General features: G+C 75.0%; 11 protein-coding genes and 2 pseudogenes. 6 read left to right on the plus strand and 7 right to left on the minus strand.

Annotated elements, in window-relative coordinates:
* The first annotated feature begins 3 nt into the window (after positions 1-3).
* Positions 4-441 carry an SRPBCC family protein gene (locus tag AB0442_RS07495; RefSeq protein ID WP_344626674.1) on the plus strand — a complete coding sequence of 146 codons (438 nt, stop codon included), beginning with the start codon at positions 4-6 and terminating at the stop codon, positions 439-441.
* A 21-nt stretch (positions 442-462) separates the two neighbouring features.
* Here AB0442_RS07495 and AB0442_RS07500 read toward each other — a convergent pair whose 3' ends face one another.
* Together AB0442_RS07500 and AB0442_RS07505 are read right to left on the minus strand one after the other, a co-directional pair.
* Positions 463-3,072: a SpoIIE family protein phosphatase gene (locus tag AB0442_RS07500; RefSeq protein ID WP_366161356.1), complete on the minus strand. Its 2,610-nt coding sequence runs from the start codon at positions 3,070-3,072 to the stop codon at positions 463-465.
* A gap of 305 nt (positions 3,073-3,377) precedes the next feature.
* Positions 3,378-3,641, minus strand: a complete 264-nt coding sequence (locus AB0442_RS07505) for a DUF1876 domain-containing protein (RefSeq protein ID WP_263102292.1) — start codon at positions 3,639-3,641, stop codon at positions 3,378-3,380.
* A 178-nt stretch (positions 3,642-3,819) separates the two neighbouring features.
* On the opposite strand from AB0442_RS07505, the gene AB0442_RS07510 reads away from it, so the two are divergent.
* Entirely contained in the window at positions 3,820-4,182 is a 363-nt protein-coding gene (locus AB0442_RS07510; protein WP_363538554.1) for a tetratricopeptide repeat protein, read from the plus strand.
* A 248-nt stretch (positions 4,183-4,430) separates the two neighbouring features.
* On the plus strand, positions 4,431-5,918 hold the full coding sequence (locus AB0442_RS07515) for a M1 family metallopeptidase (RefSeq protein ID WP_366161359.1): 1,488 nt from the start codon (positions 4,431-4,433) through the stop codon (positions 5,916-5,918).
* A gap of 92 nt (positions 5,919-6,010) precedes the next feature.
* Here AB0442_RS07515 and AB0442_RS07520 read toward each other — a convergent pair whose 3' ends face one another.
* Together AB0442_RS07520 and AB0442_RS07525 are read right to left on the minus strand one after the other, a co-directional pair.
* Positions 6,011-7,600 (minus strand): phospholipase, encoded by a 1,590-nt coding sequence (locus AB0442_RS07520; protein ID WP_366161361.1) that lies wholly within the window; start codon positions 7,598-7,600, stop codon positions 6,011-6,013.
* A gap of 148 nt (positions 7,601-7,748) precedes the next feature.
* Positions 7,749-10,808 (minus strand): EAL domain-containing protein, encoded by a 3,060-nt coding sequence (locus tag AB0442_RS07525; protein WP_366161363.1) that lies wholly within the window; start codon positions 10,806-10,808, stop codon positions 7,749-7,751.
* A 252-nt stretch (positions 10,809-11,060) separates the two neighbouring features.
* Between AB0442_RS07525 and AB0442_RS07530 the strand changes: the two are divergent.
* The 3 genes and pseudogenes from AB0442_RS07530 to AB0442_RS07540 form a co-directional block, all read left to right on the plus strand.
* Positions 11,061-11,204: pseudogene (locus AB0442_RS07530) on the plus strand (MbtH family NRPS accessory protein); the annotation flags it as partial.
* 72 nt (positions 11,205-11,276) lie between these two features.
* On the plus strand, positions 11,277-14,282 hold the full coding sequence (locus AB0442_RS07535) for an amino acid adenylation domain-containing protein (RefSeq protein WP_366161472.1): 3,006 nt from the start codon (positions 11,277-11,279) through the stop codon (positions 14,280-14,282).
* Complete coding sequence (locus AB0442_RS07540; RefSeq protein ID WP_366161364.1) at positions 14,279-15,049, plus strand: GNAT family N-acetyltransferase; 771 nt, start codon at positions 14,279-14,281, stop codon at positions 15,047-15,049. Before AB0442_RS07535 ends, AB0442_RS07540 begins: the two co-directional genes overlap by 4 nt.
* A gap of 27 nt (positions 15,050-15,076) precedes the next feature.
* Here the strand turns inward: AB0442_RS07540 and AB0442_RS07545 are convergent.
* The 3 genes and pseudogenes from AB0442_RS07545 to AB0442_RS07555 all read right to left on the minus strand — a co-directional run bounded on the left by AB0442_RS07545 (position 15,077) and on the right by AB0442_RS07555 (position 18,508).
* Positions 15,077-15,794 (minus strand): annotated as a pseudogene (locus AB0442_RS07545) (helix-turn-helix domain-containing protein).
* Between the two features lie 84 nt (positions 15,795-15,878).
* Positions 15,879-17,108, minus strand: coding sequence for an MFS transporter (locus AB0442_RS07550; RefSeq protein WP_366161366.1), 1,230 nt, complete (start codon positions 17,106-17,108; stop codon positions 15,879-15,881).
* A 134-nt stretch (positions 17,109-17,242) separates the two neighbouring features.
* Positions 17,243-18,508 (minus strand): metallophosphoesterase, encoded by a 1,266-nt coding sequence (locus tag AB0442_RS07555; protein ID WP_366161368.1) that lies wholly within the window; start codon positions 18,506-18,508, stop codon positions 17,243-17,245.
* Positions 18,509-18,735 lie beyond the last annotated feature (227 nt).

Below are 18,735 nucleotides of genomic sequence, written 5' to 3' on the forward strand. Positions count from 1 at the left end.
GCGATGAGCACCCTTGAGGAGCAGATCGAGATCGGTGCCCCGGCCGACGCCGCCTGGGACCAGCTGCACCGGATCGCCGACTACCCCCGCTTCGTCGAGGGCGTCCTGCACGCCTCCGCCCGTGGCAGCCACCGCGCCCGTCTGGACGTGGCGGTGGACGGCGGCCACCGGGAGTTCGACGCGTTCTTCACCGACCGCGGCCACAACCGGGTGATGACCTGGGAGACGGTGGACGAGCCGCACCTGCGCGGCACGTTCGCGCTGCGCCCGCTGGACGAGCACCGCACCCAGGTGCAGGTGCGGATCGAGTACGAGCCGGCGGCGGTGGAGGAGCTGTTCGGCGGTGCGCCGCACGGTTTCGCGCTGGCGAGCGCGATCGAGCGGACCGTCCGGACGGACCTGGAGCAGTTGCGCGACCTGGTGGAGCACCGCACGCGGTGAGCGGCCGGGCCGGGCCCGCGCTCAGGGCAGCAGCTGCTCGGCCCAGATGACCTTGCCGGTGTCGGTGTAGCGGGTGCCCCAGCGCTCCGCGAACTGGGCGACCAGGAAGAGGCCGCGGCCGCCCTCGTCGGTGCTGGCGGCGTACTTGAGGTGCGGGGAGGTGCTGCTGCTGTCGGAGACCTCGCAGATCAGGGTGCGGTCGCGGAGCAGCCGGACGCGGATCGGCCCGCCGCCGTAGCGGATGGCGTTGGTGACGAGCTCGCTGAGGATGAGTTCGGTGGTGAAGGCGAGGTCGTCCAGGCCCCACTCCGCCAGGCGGCGGCTGACCTCGCCGCGGACGCCGGAGACGGCGCTGGGGTCGGCGGGGACCTCCCAGGCGTCGACGTTCTCGGCGGGCAGCGCGCGGGTGCGGGCGACGAGCAGGGCGATGTCGTCGGTGGGGCTGGCCGGGAGCATGGCCTCCAGCACGGAGTCGCAGGTCTTCTCGGGGGTGAGGCCGGGTCGGGCGGCGAGCGAGGCGCGCAGGAGTTCCAGGCCCTCGTCGATGTCGCGGTGGCGGTCCTCGACCAGGCCGTCGGTGTAGAGGACGAGGTGGCTGCCCTCGGGCAGGTCGATGTCGACGGCTTCGAAGGGCATGCCGACCAGGCCGAGCGGGGCGCCGGCCGGGAGTTCGGGGAACTCGACGCTGCCGTCGGGGTGGGCGACGGCGGGCAGCAGGTGGCCGGCGCGGGCCATGGTGCAGCGCAGCGCGACGGGGTCGTAGATCGCGTAGAGGCAGGTGGCGCCGGTGATGGGGGCGTCGCCGTCCAGGGAGGCGTCCTGGTCGATGCGGTTGACGAGGTCGTCGAGGTGGCCGAGGAGTTCGTCGGGGGGCAGGTCGAGGGCGGAGAAGGTGTGGACGGCGGTGCGCAGCCGTCCCATGGTGGCGGCGGCGTGCAGGCCGTGGCCGACGACGTCGCCGACGACCAGGGCGACCCGGGCGCCGGAGAGCGGGATGACGTCGAACCAGTCGCCGCCGACGCCGGACTGGGCGGGCAGGTAGCGGTAGGCGAGGTCGAGGGCGCTCTGGTCGGGCAGGCCGCCGGGCAGCAGGCTGTGCTGCAGGGTGACGGCCATGGCGTGTTCGCGGGTGTAGCGGCGGGCGTTGTCGATGCACAGGGCGGCCCGGGCGACGAGTTCCTCGGCGACGGAGCGGTCGTCCTCGTCGAAGGGTTCGGGGCGGTCGGAGCGCCAGAAGCTGGCCATGCCGAGCACCACGCCGCGGGCCTGCAGGGGCACCGTGAGCAGGGCGTGCACGCCGTACTCCTGCACGCCGGTGGCCCGGTCGGGGTGATAGTGCTGCCAGGCCGCGAAGGCGGCGGTGAGGTCGGGTTCGAGGACGGCGTCGCCGGAGGCCATGGCGCGGGCCCGCGGGGTGTCGGGGACGAGCGGGACGGGCTCGCCGACGGGGATGAACGGGGAGTCGGGGCGGACCCCGCTGTGGCCGGCGCGGAACATCATGCTGGGCGTGCCGCCGGGTTCGTCGCCGCGCAGCACGGGTTCGGCGAGGTCGACGGTGACGAAGTCGGCGAAGACGGGGACGGCGGAGTCGGCGAGCTCCTGGGCGGTGCGGGCGACGTCGAGGCTGGTGCCGATCCGGCCGCTGGCGTCGTAGAGCAGTTTGAGGCGGCGTCCGGCGAGTTCGGCGCGGCCGGAGAGGGCCTGGAGTTCGGTGGAGTCGCGGAGGGTGACGACCCGGCCGGGCGGTCCGCCGTGGATGTCGGTGGCGCGGACGTTGACGGCGAGCAGCCGTTCGCCGGCGCTGACCACCCGGTCGGTGACGGTCTCGCCGGAGATCAGCAGGTCGGCGAGCGGGCGGTCGAGGCCGAGGGCGGCGACCTTGCGGCCCTCGGTGTCGGCGGGCAGCGGCAGCAGGCGGCGGGCCTCGTCGTTGGCGAGCAGGATCGTCCCGGAGCCGTCGAGGATGAGGACGCCCTCGCGGACGGCGTGCAGCACGGCGTCGTGGTGCTCGTACATGCGCGTCATCTCGGCGGGGCCGAGGCCGCGGGTCTGCCGGCGCAGGCGGCGGCCGACCAGGGCGGTGCCGGCGGTGGCGAGGGCGAGGGCACCGGCCGCGGTGGCGAGCAGCAGCGGCAGCTGCTGGTCGGCGGTGTCGGCGATCTTGGCCTTGCGGACGCCGGCCGAGACGATGCCGACGACGCTGCCGTCGGTCTCCTTGACGGGGACGGTGGCCTGGACGAGCGGGCCGATGGTGCCGTTGACGCTCTCGATGACGGTGTTCCCGGCGAGGGCGGGGGCGATGGTGCCGACGAACTTCTTGCCGATCCGGTCGGGCATGGGGTGGGTGTAGCGGATGCCCTCGGTGTTCATCACGACGATGAAGTCCACGCCGGAGGTGACCCGCGCGGCCTCGGCCCGCGGCTGCAGGACGACGGTGGGTTCGGGCGTGCTGAGCGCCTCGATGATGCCGGGCGAGTTGGCGAAGGCCTGGGCGACGGCGAGCGAGCGGTTGGCCGCCTCGCGGGTGATGTCGCGGCGCGACTGCAGCACCAGTTCGATGCCTGCGGCGACCACCAGGAGCAGCACGATGACGACCTGGAGGACGAACACCTGGCCTGCGACGGAGCGCATTCGCAACGCCGACCACGGACGTCGACCGGTGGAGTCGGGGACCGACGGGGCCCGGGATCGGTCCCTGAATCGGACCATACGCCCATGTGTACCCCGGTCTGCCCCGCCGGGCCAAGAGGTGAGCGCGGTCACATCGCTGGACGGACGGGCCGGTCACGCAGGGTGCGGGTGTGCGGGCGCGTCGTCGGCGCACCCGGCGGGCGGCCGGTGTGCGTCGGCGGCGGCCGTCCGGTCGCGGTGCGTGACGGGCCGGGCGGGGCCGGGCGGGGCCGGTCCTCCGTCGTGGAGGCCGTCGGTGGATGCCGTCAGTAGATGAGGTAGTTCGGCCGGTGGCCCTCGTCGGCGATCTCGCCGTCGGCCACCGAGCGCAGTTTGCGGGAGAGTTCGTCGAGTGCGCGGGAGGCGGCCACCTCCTCGCCGATCCGGGCCAGCGGGCGGTCGTCGCGGCTCTTCACCGCTTCGCCGTGGCCGCTGAGGCCGGGTGCGTGCGAGCCGCGCAGCCGGGCGTCGCAGGCGGTGTTGACACCGTCCTCCTCGAAGACCAGCTCGATGTCCCACTGGTTGTGCATCGCGCACCTCCTCGTGGCGGGTCCCGCTTCCAGCGTGCGCCCGCGGGCGCAGGCGGGACAACCCGGGGCCCGGCCCTCCGCGGGGCCGCGGGAATGCCGTCATGTCGGTGAACGTTCAACCGATCGGTCCCGAGGCGGACCGGACGGGGGACGGACACGCACCGAGAGGAGTCGCACGGTGTTCCACGAGTACCTGGCGGGCGAGACCGCCGAGCAGTGGCGCTGGGCCGGACTGTACTTCGACACGAAGGAGTACGCCGAGGCGGCGAAGCTGCTCGCACCGGTGGTGGAGCAGCACCCGGAGCAGGTCGGCCCGCGGCTGCTGCTGGCCCGCGCCTACTACCACTCCGCCCAGCTGGGGCGGGCCGAGGAGCAGCTGCGCGAGGTGGTGGCTCGCGACCCGGTCGAGCAGTACGCGCACCTGATGCTGGGGCGGACCCTGGAGCGCCAGGGCCGGGCGGCGGAGGCGGCCCGCTGGCTGCGGCTGGCGGCGGCGCTGGAGGGCCCGTCCGGGCAGGACCCGGCACCGGCCGGCGGGTGACGCCCGCCGGGTGACGGACCGGAGGGGTCCTCGGCGGCGGGTCGGCGGCCCGGGGCCGTTCGGGACAGGGGTCCGGGGCCGTCCGAGGCGGCGGCCCGGGGCGATCGGGGTGCGGCGGATGTCGGCCGGTCGGCCGAAAGGCATCCTTGCATGCACACGTCATCAAGGTGACACTGAGGCGCGCCTGACGGAGGGTCGAACCGACCCTCCGTCATCCGACTGCACCCCGACCGCGCTGGAGGACCCCTGTGCGCACGAGGACGATCGTCTCCCTGGCTGCCGCCGCCGTCCTGCTGTTCGCCGACCCGGCGTCGGCGGCCGCGGCGGCCGCCGGCTCCCCGGGCATCGGCGACGCCTACTACCCCACCTACGGCAACGGCGGCTACGACGTCTCGCACTACGACGTCCGGCTGAAGTACCAGCCCGCCACCGACCGGCTGGAAGGCACCACCACGATCCTGGCCACCGCCACCCAGGACCTCTCCCGCTTCGACCTCGACTTCGCGCTGGACGTCTCCGAGGTGCTGGTGGACGGCCGCCCGGCGAAGTTCGCCGCGACCGGCGAACAGGAGCTGGAGATCACCCCGGCCGCCCCGCTCGCCAAGGGGCAGCGCACCACCCTCGTCGTCCGCTACGCGGGCACCCCCTCGGCCGTCTCCCGCTACGGCTTCACCGCCTGGCTGCGCACCCCGGACGGCGGGGTGGCGGCCGGCGAGCCGGAGGCCGCCTGGTGGTGGTTCCCGAGCAACGACCACCCGTCGGACAAGGCCACCTTCGACGTCTCGGTGCTCGTCCCGGACGGCACCCAGGTGATCTCCAACGGCGACCTGGTCTCGCAGAGCTCGAAGATCGGCTGGACCCGCTGGAACTGGCGGCAGAACAAGCCGCAGGCCACCTACCTGGCCACCCTGGCGGTCGGCCGGTTCGACATCACCCGCTCCACCAGCCCCGGCGGCATCCCGGTGCTCAACGCCTACAGCAGGGACCTCGGCGACAACGACGGCGCGGCCCGCGCCAGCGTCGAGCGCACCGGCGAACTCGCCGACTGGCTCTCCGGCCTGTTCGGCCCGTACGCCTTCGGCTCGGTCGGCGGCTACGTGCCCAACGTCAAAACGGGCTACGCGCTGGAGAACCAGACCCGGGTGTTCTACAGCCCGCGGCAGTTCTCGCGCGGCTCCAACACCTCGGTGGTGGTGCACGAGCTGGCCCACCAGTGGTTCGGCGACACCGTCTCGGTGCGGCGCTGGAGCGAGATCTGGCTGAACGAGGGCTTCGCCACCTACGCGCAGTGGCTCTGGTCCGAGCACGAGGGCGAGGGCACCGCGCAGGAGCTCGCCGACTGGGTGTACTCCTCGCACCCGGCGGACGACCCGTTCTGGTCGGTGAAGCCCGGCGACCCCGGCGCGGACCACCAGTTCGACGGCGCGGTGTACGACCGCGGCGCGCTCGCCCTGCAGGCGCTGCGCACCGAGGTCGGCGACGACGCCTTCTTCCGGATCCTCAAGGGCTGGCCGGCCGAGTACCGGTACGGCAGTGCGACGATCGCCGACTTCCGGCGGTTCGCCGAGCAGGTCTCCGGCCGGCCGCTGGGCGACCTGCTGCAGACCTGGCTCTACACCCCGGCCAGGCCGGCCCGCGGTGCGGTGCCGTCCACGGCCGCCCCCGGTGCCCGCCCGACGGCGGGGCCGGCCGAGCCGCGCTCCTGGGCGAAGATCCACGCCGCACAGGAGCACTGACGGTGGTTCGGCTCCCGCCCCGCCGTCCACGGGCGGGGCGGGAGCCGGATCGGGGGCCCGAGGGTCAGGGGCCCTCGGGGCCCGGTGGCCCGTCAGGCGGTGCAGATGCCGCGCGCCCAGTCGACGGTCGCCGCGCTCTGCGAGTACTGCCACTGCGGCGCCAGCACCTCGGCGTCCAGCCGGCCGGCGGCCGCGCGGTCCTCGACGATGTAGCCGAAGTCCTGCAGCCAGGCCGGGTAGAGGTTCTTCGAGCCGGTGTAGAACGCCTGCCCGTCCACCGAGACCACCTTGTGGTGCAGCGCGTACGGGTGCCCGTCGGCCCAGGTGGCGGTCGGCGCGGCGCGGAAGGACGCGAGCTGCAGGTTGCCGCAGAGCGCGGCCCGGCCCTCGGCCTGGCCGCCCGTCAGCTTCACCAGACGGTCCTTCAGCACGTCGCTGATCTCGGCGAGCGACTTGATCTGCGAGTAGCCGCCGCTGCCGACCGCGCCGCGGTTGGCCGGGTCGCTGACCACGATCCGCACCTTGACGCCGGCGGCCAGCTTGGCGGCCAGCACGTCGTAGAGCCGCTGGTCGTAGCGGGGCAGCGGCGGGCAGGTGGCGTTGAGGTCCTGCTGGGAGATCTCGACGTGGTCGGTGGCGCTGGCGACCAGGGCGCGCAGCGCGTTCTCCTCGGGGTTGACCGTCTCGTAGTCCCGGTCGTCGTTGGTGTGGTCGGGCAGGCCGACGCCGCAGCGGGTGGCGGCTGCGCCGGGCAGCTGCGGACGGTAGCCGGACGCCGGGTCGGCGGGGTGCACGCCGACGCCGAGGCCGCCGACGGCGATCACCGGGACGCCGCCCGGCTGCGGGGCGGCGGGCGTCTCCAGGGTGCGCACGCAGCCGGCACCGGAGGAGGCCGCGAACCAGACGTTCTGGCTCAGGCCGCCGGTGTTGTCGCAGGTCCAGGACCACAGGGTGTCCAGGTAGCGGGCGGCGGAGCCGGCCGCGGGCCCGGTCAGCTCGACGTCGGCGTCGGTGACCGGGTGGGCGGTGTCGAGGTAGTCGTCCTTCCAGCCGTTGATGCCGCCGACGATCGCGGTGGCGCCGTCCACGACCAGGATCTTGGAGTGGTTCCAGGACAGGCCGGTGCGGGAGGTGGTGGCGGAGGCGACGGTGAGGGTGACCTTCGCCGCGGCCGGGCCGAGCCGGGTGGCCAGCTCGTCGCGGTAGGCGGCGGGCCGCACGTTGAGGTGGTAGACGGGGGCCGCGCCGACCAGGATGCGCACGGTGAGGTGCCGGCCGTCGGCGGTGGCCTGCTTCAGGCCGGCCACCAGGGCGTCCTCGAAGCCGCCGTTCGGGAAGGGCGCGAGCGAGGAGACGTCCACGGTGCGGGTCGCGGCGGCGACCGCCGCGGTGGTGCGGGCGAGCAACCGGTCGCTGCCGGTGCGGGTGCGGCAGGCCGGGTCGCCCCAGCAGCCGGGGGTCTGCAGCACGCCGTCGAAGCGGTTGCCGTCGGTGCGCTGCCAGACCGGGCCCTCCAGGCCCGGCGAGACCTCGCGGAGGGTCTGCTCGACGGCGTCGAGGTGCGGGGTGGCGGGCCCGGCGGCGTAGGCCGGGGCGGCGGCGGGCAGCACGCCGAGGACGGCGGCGAGGACGAGCAGGGGGCGGGTGACGCGGCCGGTGCGGCGCGGTCGGCGGTCGGGCACGGAGAGGGTCCTTTGGCAGATCACCAACAATCTACCTGATGGTAACTTGACGGCCTGCCAGATGATCAAATCGGGGCCGCCGCGGCCGCACCGCTCCCCCGCCGCACCGCAACCGCTCCCCCGCCGGGTCGACCCCGCCCCCGACGGGTCAGCCGCGGCCGCCGATGTGCAGCCCGGCCGGCCGTGCGTCCTCCTGCACCAGCAGGCCCGCCTGGTCCGTGGTGAGCGGCCGCGCGAACAGGTAGCCCTGGCCGAGCGGGCAGCCCATCGCGGCCAGCAGGTCGCGCTGGACGGTGTTCTCGATCCCCTCCGCGATGACCTGCACGCCCAGCGTGTCCGCGATCCGCGCGATGCCCTCGACCAGCGCGTACTGCTGCTGGGAGTGGCCGAGCCCGTCGATGAAGGACTTGTCGATCTTCAGGATGGAGATCGGGAACTCCCGCAGGTAGCTCAGCGAGGAGTAGCCGGTGCCGAAGTCGTCGATCGCGATCTGCACCCCGAGGTCGCCCAGCATGTGCATGTCGGTGCGGACCCGCTCGTCGCGGCGCATCAGCACCGTCTCGGTGAGCTCCAGCACCAGTGTGGACGGCTCGATGCCGCTCTGGTCGAGGGCCCGGCGGACGGTGTCCACGAAGCCCGCGTCGCGGAACTGCCGGCCGGAGACGTTCACGCTCACCCGCAGCGGGCCGCGGCCGCCGGCCGCCCGCTCCTCCCGGGTCTGCCGCTGCCAGCGGGCCGCCTCGGCGACCGCCCGCTCCAGCACCCAGGCGCCGAGCGGCACGATCTGGCCGCTCTCCTCGGCGAGCGAGATGAACTCCTCCGGCAGCACCATGCCGCGCCGCTCGTGCGGCCAGCGCACCAGCGCCTCGAAGCCCACCAGGCCGCCCGAGGTCAGGTCGACGATCGGCTGGTAGTACAGCGCGAAGGCCGCCTCGGCGATCGCCTCGTCCAGGCTCTCGTTGAGCTCGTGCCGCTCGACCAGGCCGGCCTGCAGCGCGGGCCGGTAGTGGCACCACTGCCGCTTGCCGGCCGCCTTCGCCGAGTACAGCGCGAGGTCGGCGTGGGTGAGCAGCTCGGCGCCGTCGTCGCTGTCCTCCGTGGTGGCCACGCCGACGCTGGCGGCCACCCGGACCGCACCGGAGCTGAGCTTGAACGGCTCCTCGAAGACGGCGAGCACCGCGGAGGCGGTCGCCCCGACGTCGGCGGGCGACAGGGCGTCCTCGACCAGCACGGCGAACTCGTCGCCGCCGAGCCGGGCCGCCGTGTCGGAGGTGCGCAGCGCGGTGGAGATCCGCAGCGAGACGGCGACCAGCAGCTCGTCGCCGACCGCGTGGCCCTGGGTGTCGTTGACCACCTTGAAGTCGTCGAGGTCGATGAAGAGCACGCCGGTGACGGTGCCGCGCCGGCCGCTGCGGGAGAGCGCGTGGCCGACCCGGTCCTGGAAGAGGACGCGGTTGGCCAGGCCCGTGAGCGAGTCGTGGAACGCCCGGTGGGTGAGTTCGCGCTCCATCTGCCGCTGGTCGGTGACGTCGCGCAGGGTGAGCACCAGGCCGCCGACCGTGGGGTCGTCGCGCAGGTCGTTCCAGCGGACCTCGGCCTCGATCACCGTGCGGTCGGCCCGCAGCAGCCGCCAGTGCTCGCGCTGCTCGGCCTGCTCGCGGGTGCGCATCCGCAGCAGCGCCTGGTTGACGGCGCGGCTGTCCTCCGGCGGCACCAGGTCGGTGAGGGCCTGGCCGTCGAGCGAGGGGTAGCCGAGGACGCGGTCCGCCGAGGAGCTGGTGTACCGGATGGTGTCGTCCGCGCGCAGGATGAGGATCACGTCGGAGGCGCTCTGCACCAGCGTCCGGAAGTACAGCTCGCTGTTGCGGCGGTTGATCTCGTCGTTCAGCACCACCCGCTCGACCGCCAGGGCGGCCTGCGCGGCGAGGATGTCGAGGGTGCCCCATAAAGCCGTGAGCCGGTGCTCCGTGCCGCCGACGACGAGGGCGCCGATCAGCGGGTCGCCCGAGGGGCGCTTCTCCAGGACGAGCGGGCAGATCAGGGCGCTGGGGGCGCCCTCCAGCCGGGCGGCGAGGCCCGCGTCGAGGGTGGCGACGGGCACCAGGCGGCTCTCGCGGACGGGTTCGACCTCGATCGGGCCGTCGCCGTCGGCGCGCAGCGCGCCCTCGTCGCCGACCGCGAGCAGCGCGACGTGCGCGGGCTCGGCGGGCACCAGGGCGGAGGCTGCGGTGCGCACCGCGTCGGCGACCTGCTCGACGGTGACGGCGCCGGCCAGCGAGGCGCCGGCCATCCGCAGCACCCGTTCGCGCTCCACGGCGTGGCGGTGGTTGAGGACGACCCCGGCGAGCCGGGAGAGCACCAGCAGGAACAGCACGGCGGAGAACCCGCCGATCACGGCCGCGTTCGCGGCGTCGCCCTGGGTGACCTCCAGCACGAGCATGGTCGGGGCGATCAGCGAGGCGACGGCGAGCAGCGCGATCCGGCCCCGGCTGATGTCCGGCGGCTGGGTGGGGATGGGTCTGGTGAGCTCGACCATCGAGGGGTGCAGCGCCGCCGCGCCCCAGGCCGTGTAGAGGACCGCCCAGCCGAGTTCGACGGGGGTGCCGATCCGCCAGACGCCGTGCAGCTGGATCAGCCCGTAGAGGACGTCGGATACCAGCAGGCCGACCGTGCCGACGGTGAGCAGGACCACGGCCGGGCTCTTGCCGCCGCGCGGCACCAGCAGCCGCATCAGCATGGCGAGGACGAGGACGTCGCCGAGCGGGTAGGCGATCGACACGGCCTTCTGGAACCAGGTGAGTTCCGGGTTCCTGGCGTACGGGACGACCAGGTACATCCAGCTGAGCAGGGCGAGGCCGACGGTCAGCGTGAGGGCGTCGATCAGCGAGCCGCGGTCCTGGTGCGCGGTGCGCCAGCGGATGAACCCCCAGACGCCGAGCGCGTACAGCACGAACTCGGCGAGGTAGAAGGCGTCCGCGAGGGAGGGGAAGGCGGTCTGGTGCAGGTAGTTGGTCTGGACGACCTGCACGACCTCGCCGATGGTGAAGCTGAGATTGGCGACCGCGAGCAGGTACCAGGACTCCGCGTGGGCCGGCCGGTTGAGGCGGACGCCCACCACGATGGCGGCGAAGCTGCTCAGCCCGATGCCCGTCCACCAGATGATGCGGTCGGAGGGAAAACGGTAGTAGACAACCGTCAGCAGGACCATCAAGCCGATATAACAGACCGTCAGCCGCTGTCGTCGACGTGTCAACCCAGCTACCTCCTCGGAGGTGATGAGCTGAACCGCTCAAGAATTGGGGCGATCCCAATCATACATAGCAAGGCACGGGTGCCTATAGTCGAGATTATCGGGGGCGGTCCGTGGCGGGCGGCGGAGGCCGCGGCCGTGCAGGGCGCAGGCCGTGCGCTCCCCGATATTTCCGGTTAATCCATCCGCCGTCTGTCGAGGTCGTCGCCGGTGGAGCTGTCGAATCACGCGCAATCCCCCCATTTCGGGCCCCATCTCGTCCTGGTGAATGGAGATGGACAGTATGCGATTTGGACGAACGAACTCCCGGTGCCCGAAGGGTGGCGGAGCGTATTCGGACCGGGCGATCGCGCGGAATGCCGCCGCGAGGTCCGGGCGCGCTGGCAGGACCTGAGACCGACCGGGCCCGGCGCCCCCGGACGCACGGTGCACGCGCTCTTCCGCGAACAGGCCGCGACCCGCCCCGGCGCGCTCGCCGTGCTCTGCGACGACGGACCGCTCACCTACGCCGAACTCGACGGCCGCAGCGACCGGCTGGCCGAGGAACTGCGCGTGCTCGGCGTCGGACCCGACTCGGTGGTGCCGGTGTGCCTGGAGCGCAGCGGCGACATGGTGGTGGCGCTGCTGGCCGCGCTGAAGGCCGGCGGCGCCTTCCTGCCGCTCGACCCGTCCCACCCGGACCTGCGGCTGGCCCGGTTGGCCGCTGACTCCGGCGGCGGCCCGGTGGTGACGTCGCGTGACCACGCCGGGCTCTTCCCCGCGGCCGTGCTGGTCGAGGCGTACCGGTCGGCCGGTCCGCCGACCGCCGTGCCGCCGCCCGACCTCACCGACCCGGACGACCTCGCCTACCTGATCTACACCTCCGGCACCACCGGCGAACCCAAGGGCGTACCGGTCAGTCACCGCACCATGGTGTTCACCCTGTCGCGGATCGCCGAGGCCTACGCTCTGTCACCGTCCGACCGGGTGCTCCAGTTGGGCGCGCTGGGCTTCGACACGTCACTGGAACAGATATTCACCCCGCTGCTCAACGGTGCGACGCTGGTGCTCGGCGGGCGGCACCCGTGGGCACCGATCGAACTCGCCCACCGGCTGCCCGAACTCGGCATCACCGTGGCCGACCTGACGCCCACGTACTGGCACCGGCTGCTGGCGGTGCTGCCCGAACACGGCCCCGCCGCGCACGCGCTGCGACTGCTGGTCGTCGGCGGCGACACCGTCCCCGCCGGGGACTGCCGCGAGACGCTGCGCCGGCTGCCCGGCACCCGGTTGCTCAACGCGTACGGGCTCACCGAGACCGGCATCACCTCGACGCTGTGCGAGATACACCCCGAGCTGCTGGCCTCCCCCGCGAACGCCCCCGTCCCGGTCGGACGGCCGCTGCTCGGCACCTTCGTGCACGTGCTGGACGCCCGGCTGCGCCCGGTGCCGCCCGGGGAGCGCGGCGAGGTGTACATCGGCGGGCCCGGGCTGGCCCGCGGTTACTGGAAGCAACCGGAGCTGACGGCCGAGCGGTTCCTCCCCGAGCCGTACGCGGGCACCCCCGGCGGCCGGATGTACCGCACCGGCGACACCGGCCGCTGGCGGCCGGACGGCACCCTGGAGCTGATCGGCCGGGCCGACGACCAGGTGAAGATCCGCGGCTACCGGGTCGACCCGGGCGAGGTCGAGGCCGTCCTCGGCGAGCACCCGGAGGTCGGCGAGGTCCGGGTGGTGGCCGACGAGGCCAACGGCGGCGGGCGGGTGCTCACCGCCTACTACACGGCCCGCGACGGGCGGCCCGAGGACCTGCGGCAGTACCTCGCCGCCCGGCTGCCCGACCACCTGGTGCCCAGCGCCTTCGTCGCGGTCGAGCAGATGCCCGTCACCCCCAGCGGCAAGATCGACCGGATCGGGCTGGCCCGCGGCTCCAGGCCCCCCGCAGCCGCGACCGCCACCGTCGGCGTCGGCGCGGGCCCCGGCGCCACCGTGCAGGCCGGTCTGGCCTACCTGTGGGCGCAGATCCTCGACGTCGAGCACGTCGGCCCCGCCGACGACTTCTTCGAACTCGGCGGCAACTCGCTGCTCGCGATGGAGATGCTGGCCCGGGCCCGGATCATGTTCGGCATCGGGGTGGACCGGATCCGCACCCTCACCCGCGCCCTGCTGAAGAACCCCACCCTCGGCGGCTTCGCCGCCGTCGCCCGGGACGCCCGCGGCGCCCTGCCCGCGGAGCCCGGCCAGCGGATCGACTTCGCCGCCGAGGCCGAACTCGGCGTTCCGGTGCACCGCGCCCCCGAGCACAGCGCCCCGCGCTGGCACCAGCCCACCGACATCCTGCTGACCGGGGCCACCGGCTTCTGCGGCACCCACCTGCTGCGCGCCCTGCTGGAGACCACCGACGCCCGGGTGCACTGCCTGGTCCGCGCCCCCGACCCGGACCACGGCCTGGAGCGGCTGCGCGCCGCCCACCAGCGCTACCTGCTGCGCGACCTGCACTCCGACCGGGTCGTGCCGGTCGTCGGCGACCTCGCCGAACCGCTGCTCGGGCTCGGCCGGCGGCGCTTCGAGCAGCTCGCCGGCACCGTCGACCTGATCCACCACCTCGGCGGCCAGGTGAACTTCCTCTACCCGTACCACCAACTGCGGGCCGCGAACGTGGCCGGCACCCGCGAGATCATCCGGCTCGCCGGGCACTCCCGGGCGATCCCCGTGCACTACCTGTCCAGCATGGCCGTCCTCGCCGGGTACGGGCCGGCCGGCATCCGGCAGGTCACCGAGGAGAGCCCGCTCGCCCACGCAGACCGGCTGTCGGTCGGCTACGTGGAGAGCAAGTGGGTCGCCGAGGCGCTGCTGCACCACGCGGCCGCGGCCGGCCTGCCGGTCACCGTCCACCGGGTCAACGACGTCACCGGCGACCTGCGGCACGGCGTCATCAACCCCGGCACCGAACTCTCCGCGATCATCCGCTACCTGTGGGACAGCGGCACCAGCCCCGACGTCGACCTGCCGCTCGACTTCGTGCCCGCCGACGTCTTCACCCGCGCCCTCGCGGTCGTCTCCACCCGCGAACCCGCCGAGGGCCGGGTGCTGCACCTGACCAACCCCGCCCCGGCCGGCCTCGGCGACCTCGCCGAACGGATCCGCTCCCGCGGCCGCCCCGTCGAGCACCTGCCGTACCGGGAGTGGGTGCGGCGCCTGATCGGCTTCGCCACCGCCAACCCGAGGCACCCGATCACCCCGTTCGTCCCGCTCTTCGTCGACCGCGCCGAAGGCACCGACATGACCATCAGCGAGATGTACTTCCGGCCCACCTTCCCGGACTTCACCCGGACCGCCGCGACCCGGGCGCTCACCCGAGCCGGCATCGAACTGCCGCCCGTCGACGCCGAACTGCTCGACTTCTACCTCGACCGGCTCGAGGCCAGCGGACAGCTGGAGCACGTCGCGTGACCGGGACCGCACGGTGGTGGGCCTCGGTCGACCTCGGCCGCGCCCCCGCCGACACCCCGGTGGCCTTCTGCGCCGACCTCGGCCCCGACTCCCTGCTCGCCGGCTACCGGGCCGGGGCCTTCCCGATGCCCGCCCAGGACGAGTACGGCCTCTGGATGAACGAGGCCCGCTACGAGGAGGAGGTCGCCGAGGGCGCCATCGCCTTACCCGCGGGCGCCGGCGAGGAGGCGTACGGCGTCGCCTGGTGGTCGCCCGACCCCAGGCCGGTCGTCCCGGTCGGCGGCGCGCGCCTCGGCAGCAGGCTCTCCCGCCGGCTCCGCAACCGGGACGACTGGACGACCACCGCCGACAAGGCCTTCGGCGAGGTCGTCGACCGCTGCGCCGAAGGCCGCAGCCCCGCCTGGCTCACCCCCGAGCTGCGCACCGCGCTGCGGACCCTGCACGCCCGGGGACGGGCGCACAGCATCGAGGTCTGGGACGGCGGGGAACTGGTCGGCGGCGCCTTCGGCGTCCGGGTCGGGCCGGTGCTCAGCCTGGACTCCATGGTGGGCCTGCGGCCCGACGCCGCCCGGGTGGCGGTCGTCGACCTCGCCCAGCGCTTCGGCGAGAGCGGCGGCGTGCTGCTGGACGTCCAGTGGGACAGCCCGCACGTGCGGAGCCTCGGCGCGGTGCCGATGCCGCGCGGCGAGTACCGGGCCCTGCTGGACGAGGGCCCCCCGGCCAGCCCGCCCCCGGGCGAGGAACGCCCGGTCTCCCGCCTGGGGTGAGACCGGACCCCGTCAGGGGTGCGTGGGTCACCGTGGTCCGAGGACCTCGTCGGGCAGGCCCAGGGCCGCGTGGAGGGCGTGGCGGCCGGCCGGGGTGACGGCCACCGCCCGGGTGGTGCCGATCCGGGTGACCCGGCCCTGGGCGAGGGCGTGCCGGCACGGGGCCGCGCCGACCGCCCCCGCCAGGTGGGGACGGCGTTCGGTCCGGTCCAGGCAGGGCCGCACGGCCGGTCGGCGACCGCCCGGCGGGACGGCGACCCCGGCCGCGCCGAGCCGGTCCTCGCCCTCGGCGGTGAGCCGCAGGCCGTGCGTCCGGTCGAGCAGGCCCCGGGCGGTCATCGCGTCGGTGATCGCGACGCCGACCGCCCCCGGCGAGGTGGTCGTAGCAGGTCCGGGCGTGGGCGAGGGCGCGCCGGCGGCCGTCCGCCGCGAGGGTGGCGGGGCGTTCGGGGCGGCCCGGGGCCGGCGCGGCGAGCTGTTCGACCGGTTCGGCCACCTGCGGGTCGGCCGGCCGGACGTAGCGGTGGCGGCCCTGCCGCTCCTCGGCGAGCAGGCCGCCGCCGACCAGCCGGTTGAGGTGCTCGGTCGTGGTCGGCGCGGCGACACCGGCGTGCCGGGCCAGCTCGCCGGCCTGAGCCCGCCCGTCGAGCAGTGCCGGGCAGAACGCCGCCCGGGTGCCGTCCGCGAGCAGTCCGGCCGCCGCCGCGAGCTCCCGGCCGGCCGGCTGCGTTCGTTCGCTCTCCATCCGCCCGTTGTCGACCGGCGACCGTTCGGCCGACGCCGAACCGACGGGCCGGGCCCTGCCGCGCACGGGGGCGCCGGCGTCCCGTCAGGCCGGTGCGCGGGGTGCGGCCGACGCCGCGTCGGGGGACGGCGCGGCCGTCTCCCCGGCAGGGGCTGCCGGCTCGCCGGGGAGCAGCGCCGCGGCGGCCACCGGGAAGGCGGCGGCCAGGGCGTAGGCGGGGGCGAAGCCGTGGGCGGTGACGAGGGCGCCGGTCAGTGGCGGGACCAGGACGATCGCGGCGTGCTGGCCGAGGCCGTGGACGCCGAGGGCCCGGCCCGCCCAGGCCGGGCCGGCGTGTTCGGCGACGGCGGTGTTGTGCAGGCCGTTGGTGGAGACGGTCAGTGCGGTGGCGAGCAGCAGGGCGGCGGTGCCGATCGGCGGTGCGGCGGCCGCGCCGAGGGCGAGCAGCAGGACGTCGGCGGCGGTGGCCAGGGCGAGCAGCCGCATCGGGCGCAGCCGGCTGCCGACTCGGTCGGACCACCAGCCGGCGAGCAGCCGCACCCCGGCCCCGGCGAGGTTGGCGACCGCGAGGACCGTGCCGGCGGTCGCGGCCGGCCAGCCGCGGGCGGCGGTGAGGAAGACCAGGGCGAAGCCGGCCACCACGAACTGCGGGACGCAGAGCAGTGCGGCCGCTCCGTGCAGCCGCCACAGCCGGCCGCCGCGGTAGGGGCCGGGCCCGCGGACGGTGCTGGTCTGCGGGGGCCGCGGCGGGTCGACGGCCAGCAGCAGGACTGCGCCGCCGGCGACCGCGCACAGCAGGGCGCAGCAGCCGAGCGCGGCGGGGAGTCCGGCGTGTTCGGCGAGCGGCGGGAGGACGGCGGCGGCGAGGCCGACGCCGAGCGGTTGGGAGGCCTGCCGGACGCCCATGGCGATGCCGCGCCGGTGCGGCGGGAACCAGCCGATGACCAGGCGGCCGGAGGCGGAGTTGACGGAGGCCCCGCAGGCGCCCGCGAGGACGAGCAGCACGGCGAGCGCGGTGGCGCCGCGGACGGCGGCGGCGACCGCGAGGACGGCGGCCGCCGGGAGCAGGCCCGCGGCGAGCGCGAACCGCTCGCCGCGGCGGTCGGCGACCAGACCCCAGCCGACCATGGTGAGCAGGATGCCGAGGATCGGGCCCGAGACGAGCGCGCCGGCCCCGGCGAGCGAGAGGCCGAACTCCCGCTGGAAGGCGGGCAGCAGCGACGGCAGGCCGTAGAGGACGGTGGTCATCGCGGTCTGGCCGCCCGTCCCGATCGCGAGCATCAGCCAGCGGCGGTGCGCGGGGTTCCCGGTCATGCCGGGAACCCTACGGAGGTGTCACCAGGTGGGACGGGGATTTCCGACCTGTGAGACGGCTCGGTGCGGGACGGGAGGGCGGGACGGGGCAGGGCGGGACGGCGGGTCGGGCCCGGCGAACGGCGGACGGCGGGTCAGGCCTGCCGGGAGGAGAGCGTGACGACGGTGATGTCCGAGGGCGCGCCGACCCGGACGGGCGGGCCCCAGGCGCCGGCACCGCGGGTGACGTAGAGCTGGGTGTCGCCGTACCGCTCCAGCCCGGCGACGGTCGGGTTGGCCAGGGCGGCCAGGTGGTTGCCCGGCCAGAGCTGGCCGCCGTGGGTGTGTCCGGAGAGCTGCAGGTCGACGCCGCGGCGGACGGCCTCGTGCACGGCGACCGGCTGGTGGGCCATCAGGACGGCGGCGCGACGGGTGTCGCGGTCGCCGAGCGCCCGGTCGTAGTCGGGGCCCTGGCCCTCGGCGGTGCCGGCGATGTCGTTGACGCCGGCCAGGTCGAAGTGGGCGAGTTCGGTGCGGGCGTTCTCCAGCGGGTGCACGCCGAGCTCGCGGACGAACTCCACCCAGGGGGCCGCGCCGGAGAAGTACTCGTGGTTGCCGGTGACGAAGTACGCGCCGTCCCGGGCGCGCAGCCGGGCGAGCGGCTCGGCGGCGGGGCCGAGGTCGGCCACGGTGCCGTCGACCAGGTCGCCGACGATGGTGATGAGGTCGGGCTGGACGCCGTTGATGGTGTCGACGATGCGCTGGGTGTGGGCGCGGCCGAGGATCGGGCCGAGGTGGATGTCGCTGACGACGGCGATCCGGTAGCCGTGGGCCTGCCGGGGCAGCTTGGCGAGCGGGACGGTCACGTGCTTGAGGCGCGGCCCGCGGAGGACTCCGTACGCGCCGTTGCCGACCACGGCCGCGGCGGTGGCGCCGGCGGCGACGGCCACGCCGCGGGCGACGAGGAGCCGGCGCGAGGGGTCGGCCGGTCCGTCGGCGGGCCGGTCCACGCCGGCGGACGGCACGGCCGACGGGTCCGCCGCGGGCTCGGCGGCGGCGGCACCGGCCGGGGCTCCGGCGGCGACCGCCACGGCCTCCGGCTGCGGGGCGGGGCGGCGGCCGGCGCGCAGCAGCAGCGGCCGGAGGACCTCGCCGGCCAGCAGGGCCAGCACCAGGTACAGCAGGACGGCGAGCCAGAGGTAGCCGGGCCAGGCGAGCCAGCGTTCGACGGCCAGCGGCAGGGCCCGGCCGCCGATCAGGGCGCCGAGCGAGAGCAGCGGCAGGACGACCAGCAGGCCCGTGCCGATGCGGCGCCAGGCGCTGCCGGGGGCGGCGACGTCGCGCACCGTCCGTCGCCAGACGTACCAGTGGACGAGGGTGAGCAGGGCGACGGCCACCAGCAGGACGAGCGCGATCATCATGCGGACAGTATCCGGGCCGCCGCGGACGCCCCGGGCGCGGGGGCCGCGCCGTCCGGACGCGGCGGGCCGCCCGCCGGCGGACGGGTTCCTGTCCGCACGCCGCGGTGTCGGTGGCCGCCGGACGGCTGTGACCCCCGTCTCCGCCGCGGCCGGCCACCCCTGGGTGACCGGCCGGTGACGGGGCGCCGATCCCGGCGGCCGGCGCCTGTGAAGCCCGGCACACGGCC

Source organism: Kitasatospora sp. NPDC085895 (assembly GCF_040702125.1).
Taxonomy (GTDB): domain Bacteria; phylum Actinomycetota; class Actinomycetes; order Streptomycetales; family Streptomycetaceae; genus Kitasatospora; species Kitasatospora arboriphila.

Excerpts from the sequence above, each read along its gene's own strand:
- AB0442_RS07495 (WP_344626674.1), top strand. The coding sequence starts at position 4 with ATGAGCACCCTTGAGGAGCAGATCGAGATCGGTGCCCCGGCCGACGCC.
- AB0442_RS07500 (WP_366161356.1), bottom strand. The coding sequence starts at position 3,072 with ATGCGCTCCGTCGCAGGCCAGGTGTTCGTCCTCCAGGTCGTCATCGTG.
- AB0442_RS07505 (WP_263102292.1), bottom strand. The coding sequence starts at position 3,641 with ATGCACAACCAGTGGGACATCGAGCTGGTCTTCGAGGAGGACGGTGTC.
- AB0442_RS07525 (WP_366161363.1), bottom strand. The coding sequence starts at position 10,808 with ATGGTCCTGCTGACGGTTGTCTACTACCGTTTTCCCTCCGACCGCATC.
- AB0442_RS07550 (WP_366161366.1), bottom strand. The coding sequence starts at position 17,108 with ATGACCGGGAACCCCGCGCACCGCCGCTGGCTGATGCTCGCGATCGGG.
- AB0442_RS07555 (WP_366161368.1), bottom strand. The coding sequence starts at position 18,508 with ATGATGATCGCGCTCGTCCTGCTGGTGGCCGTCGCCCTGCTCACCCTC.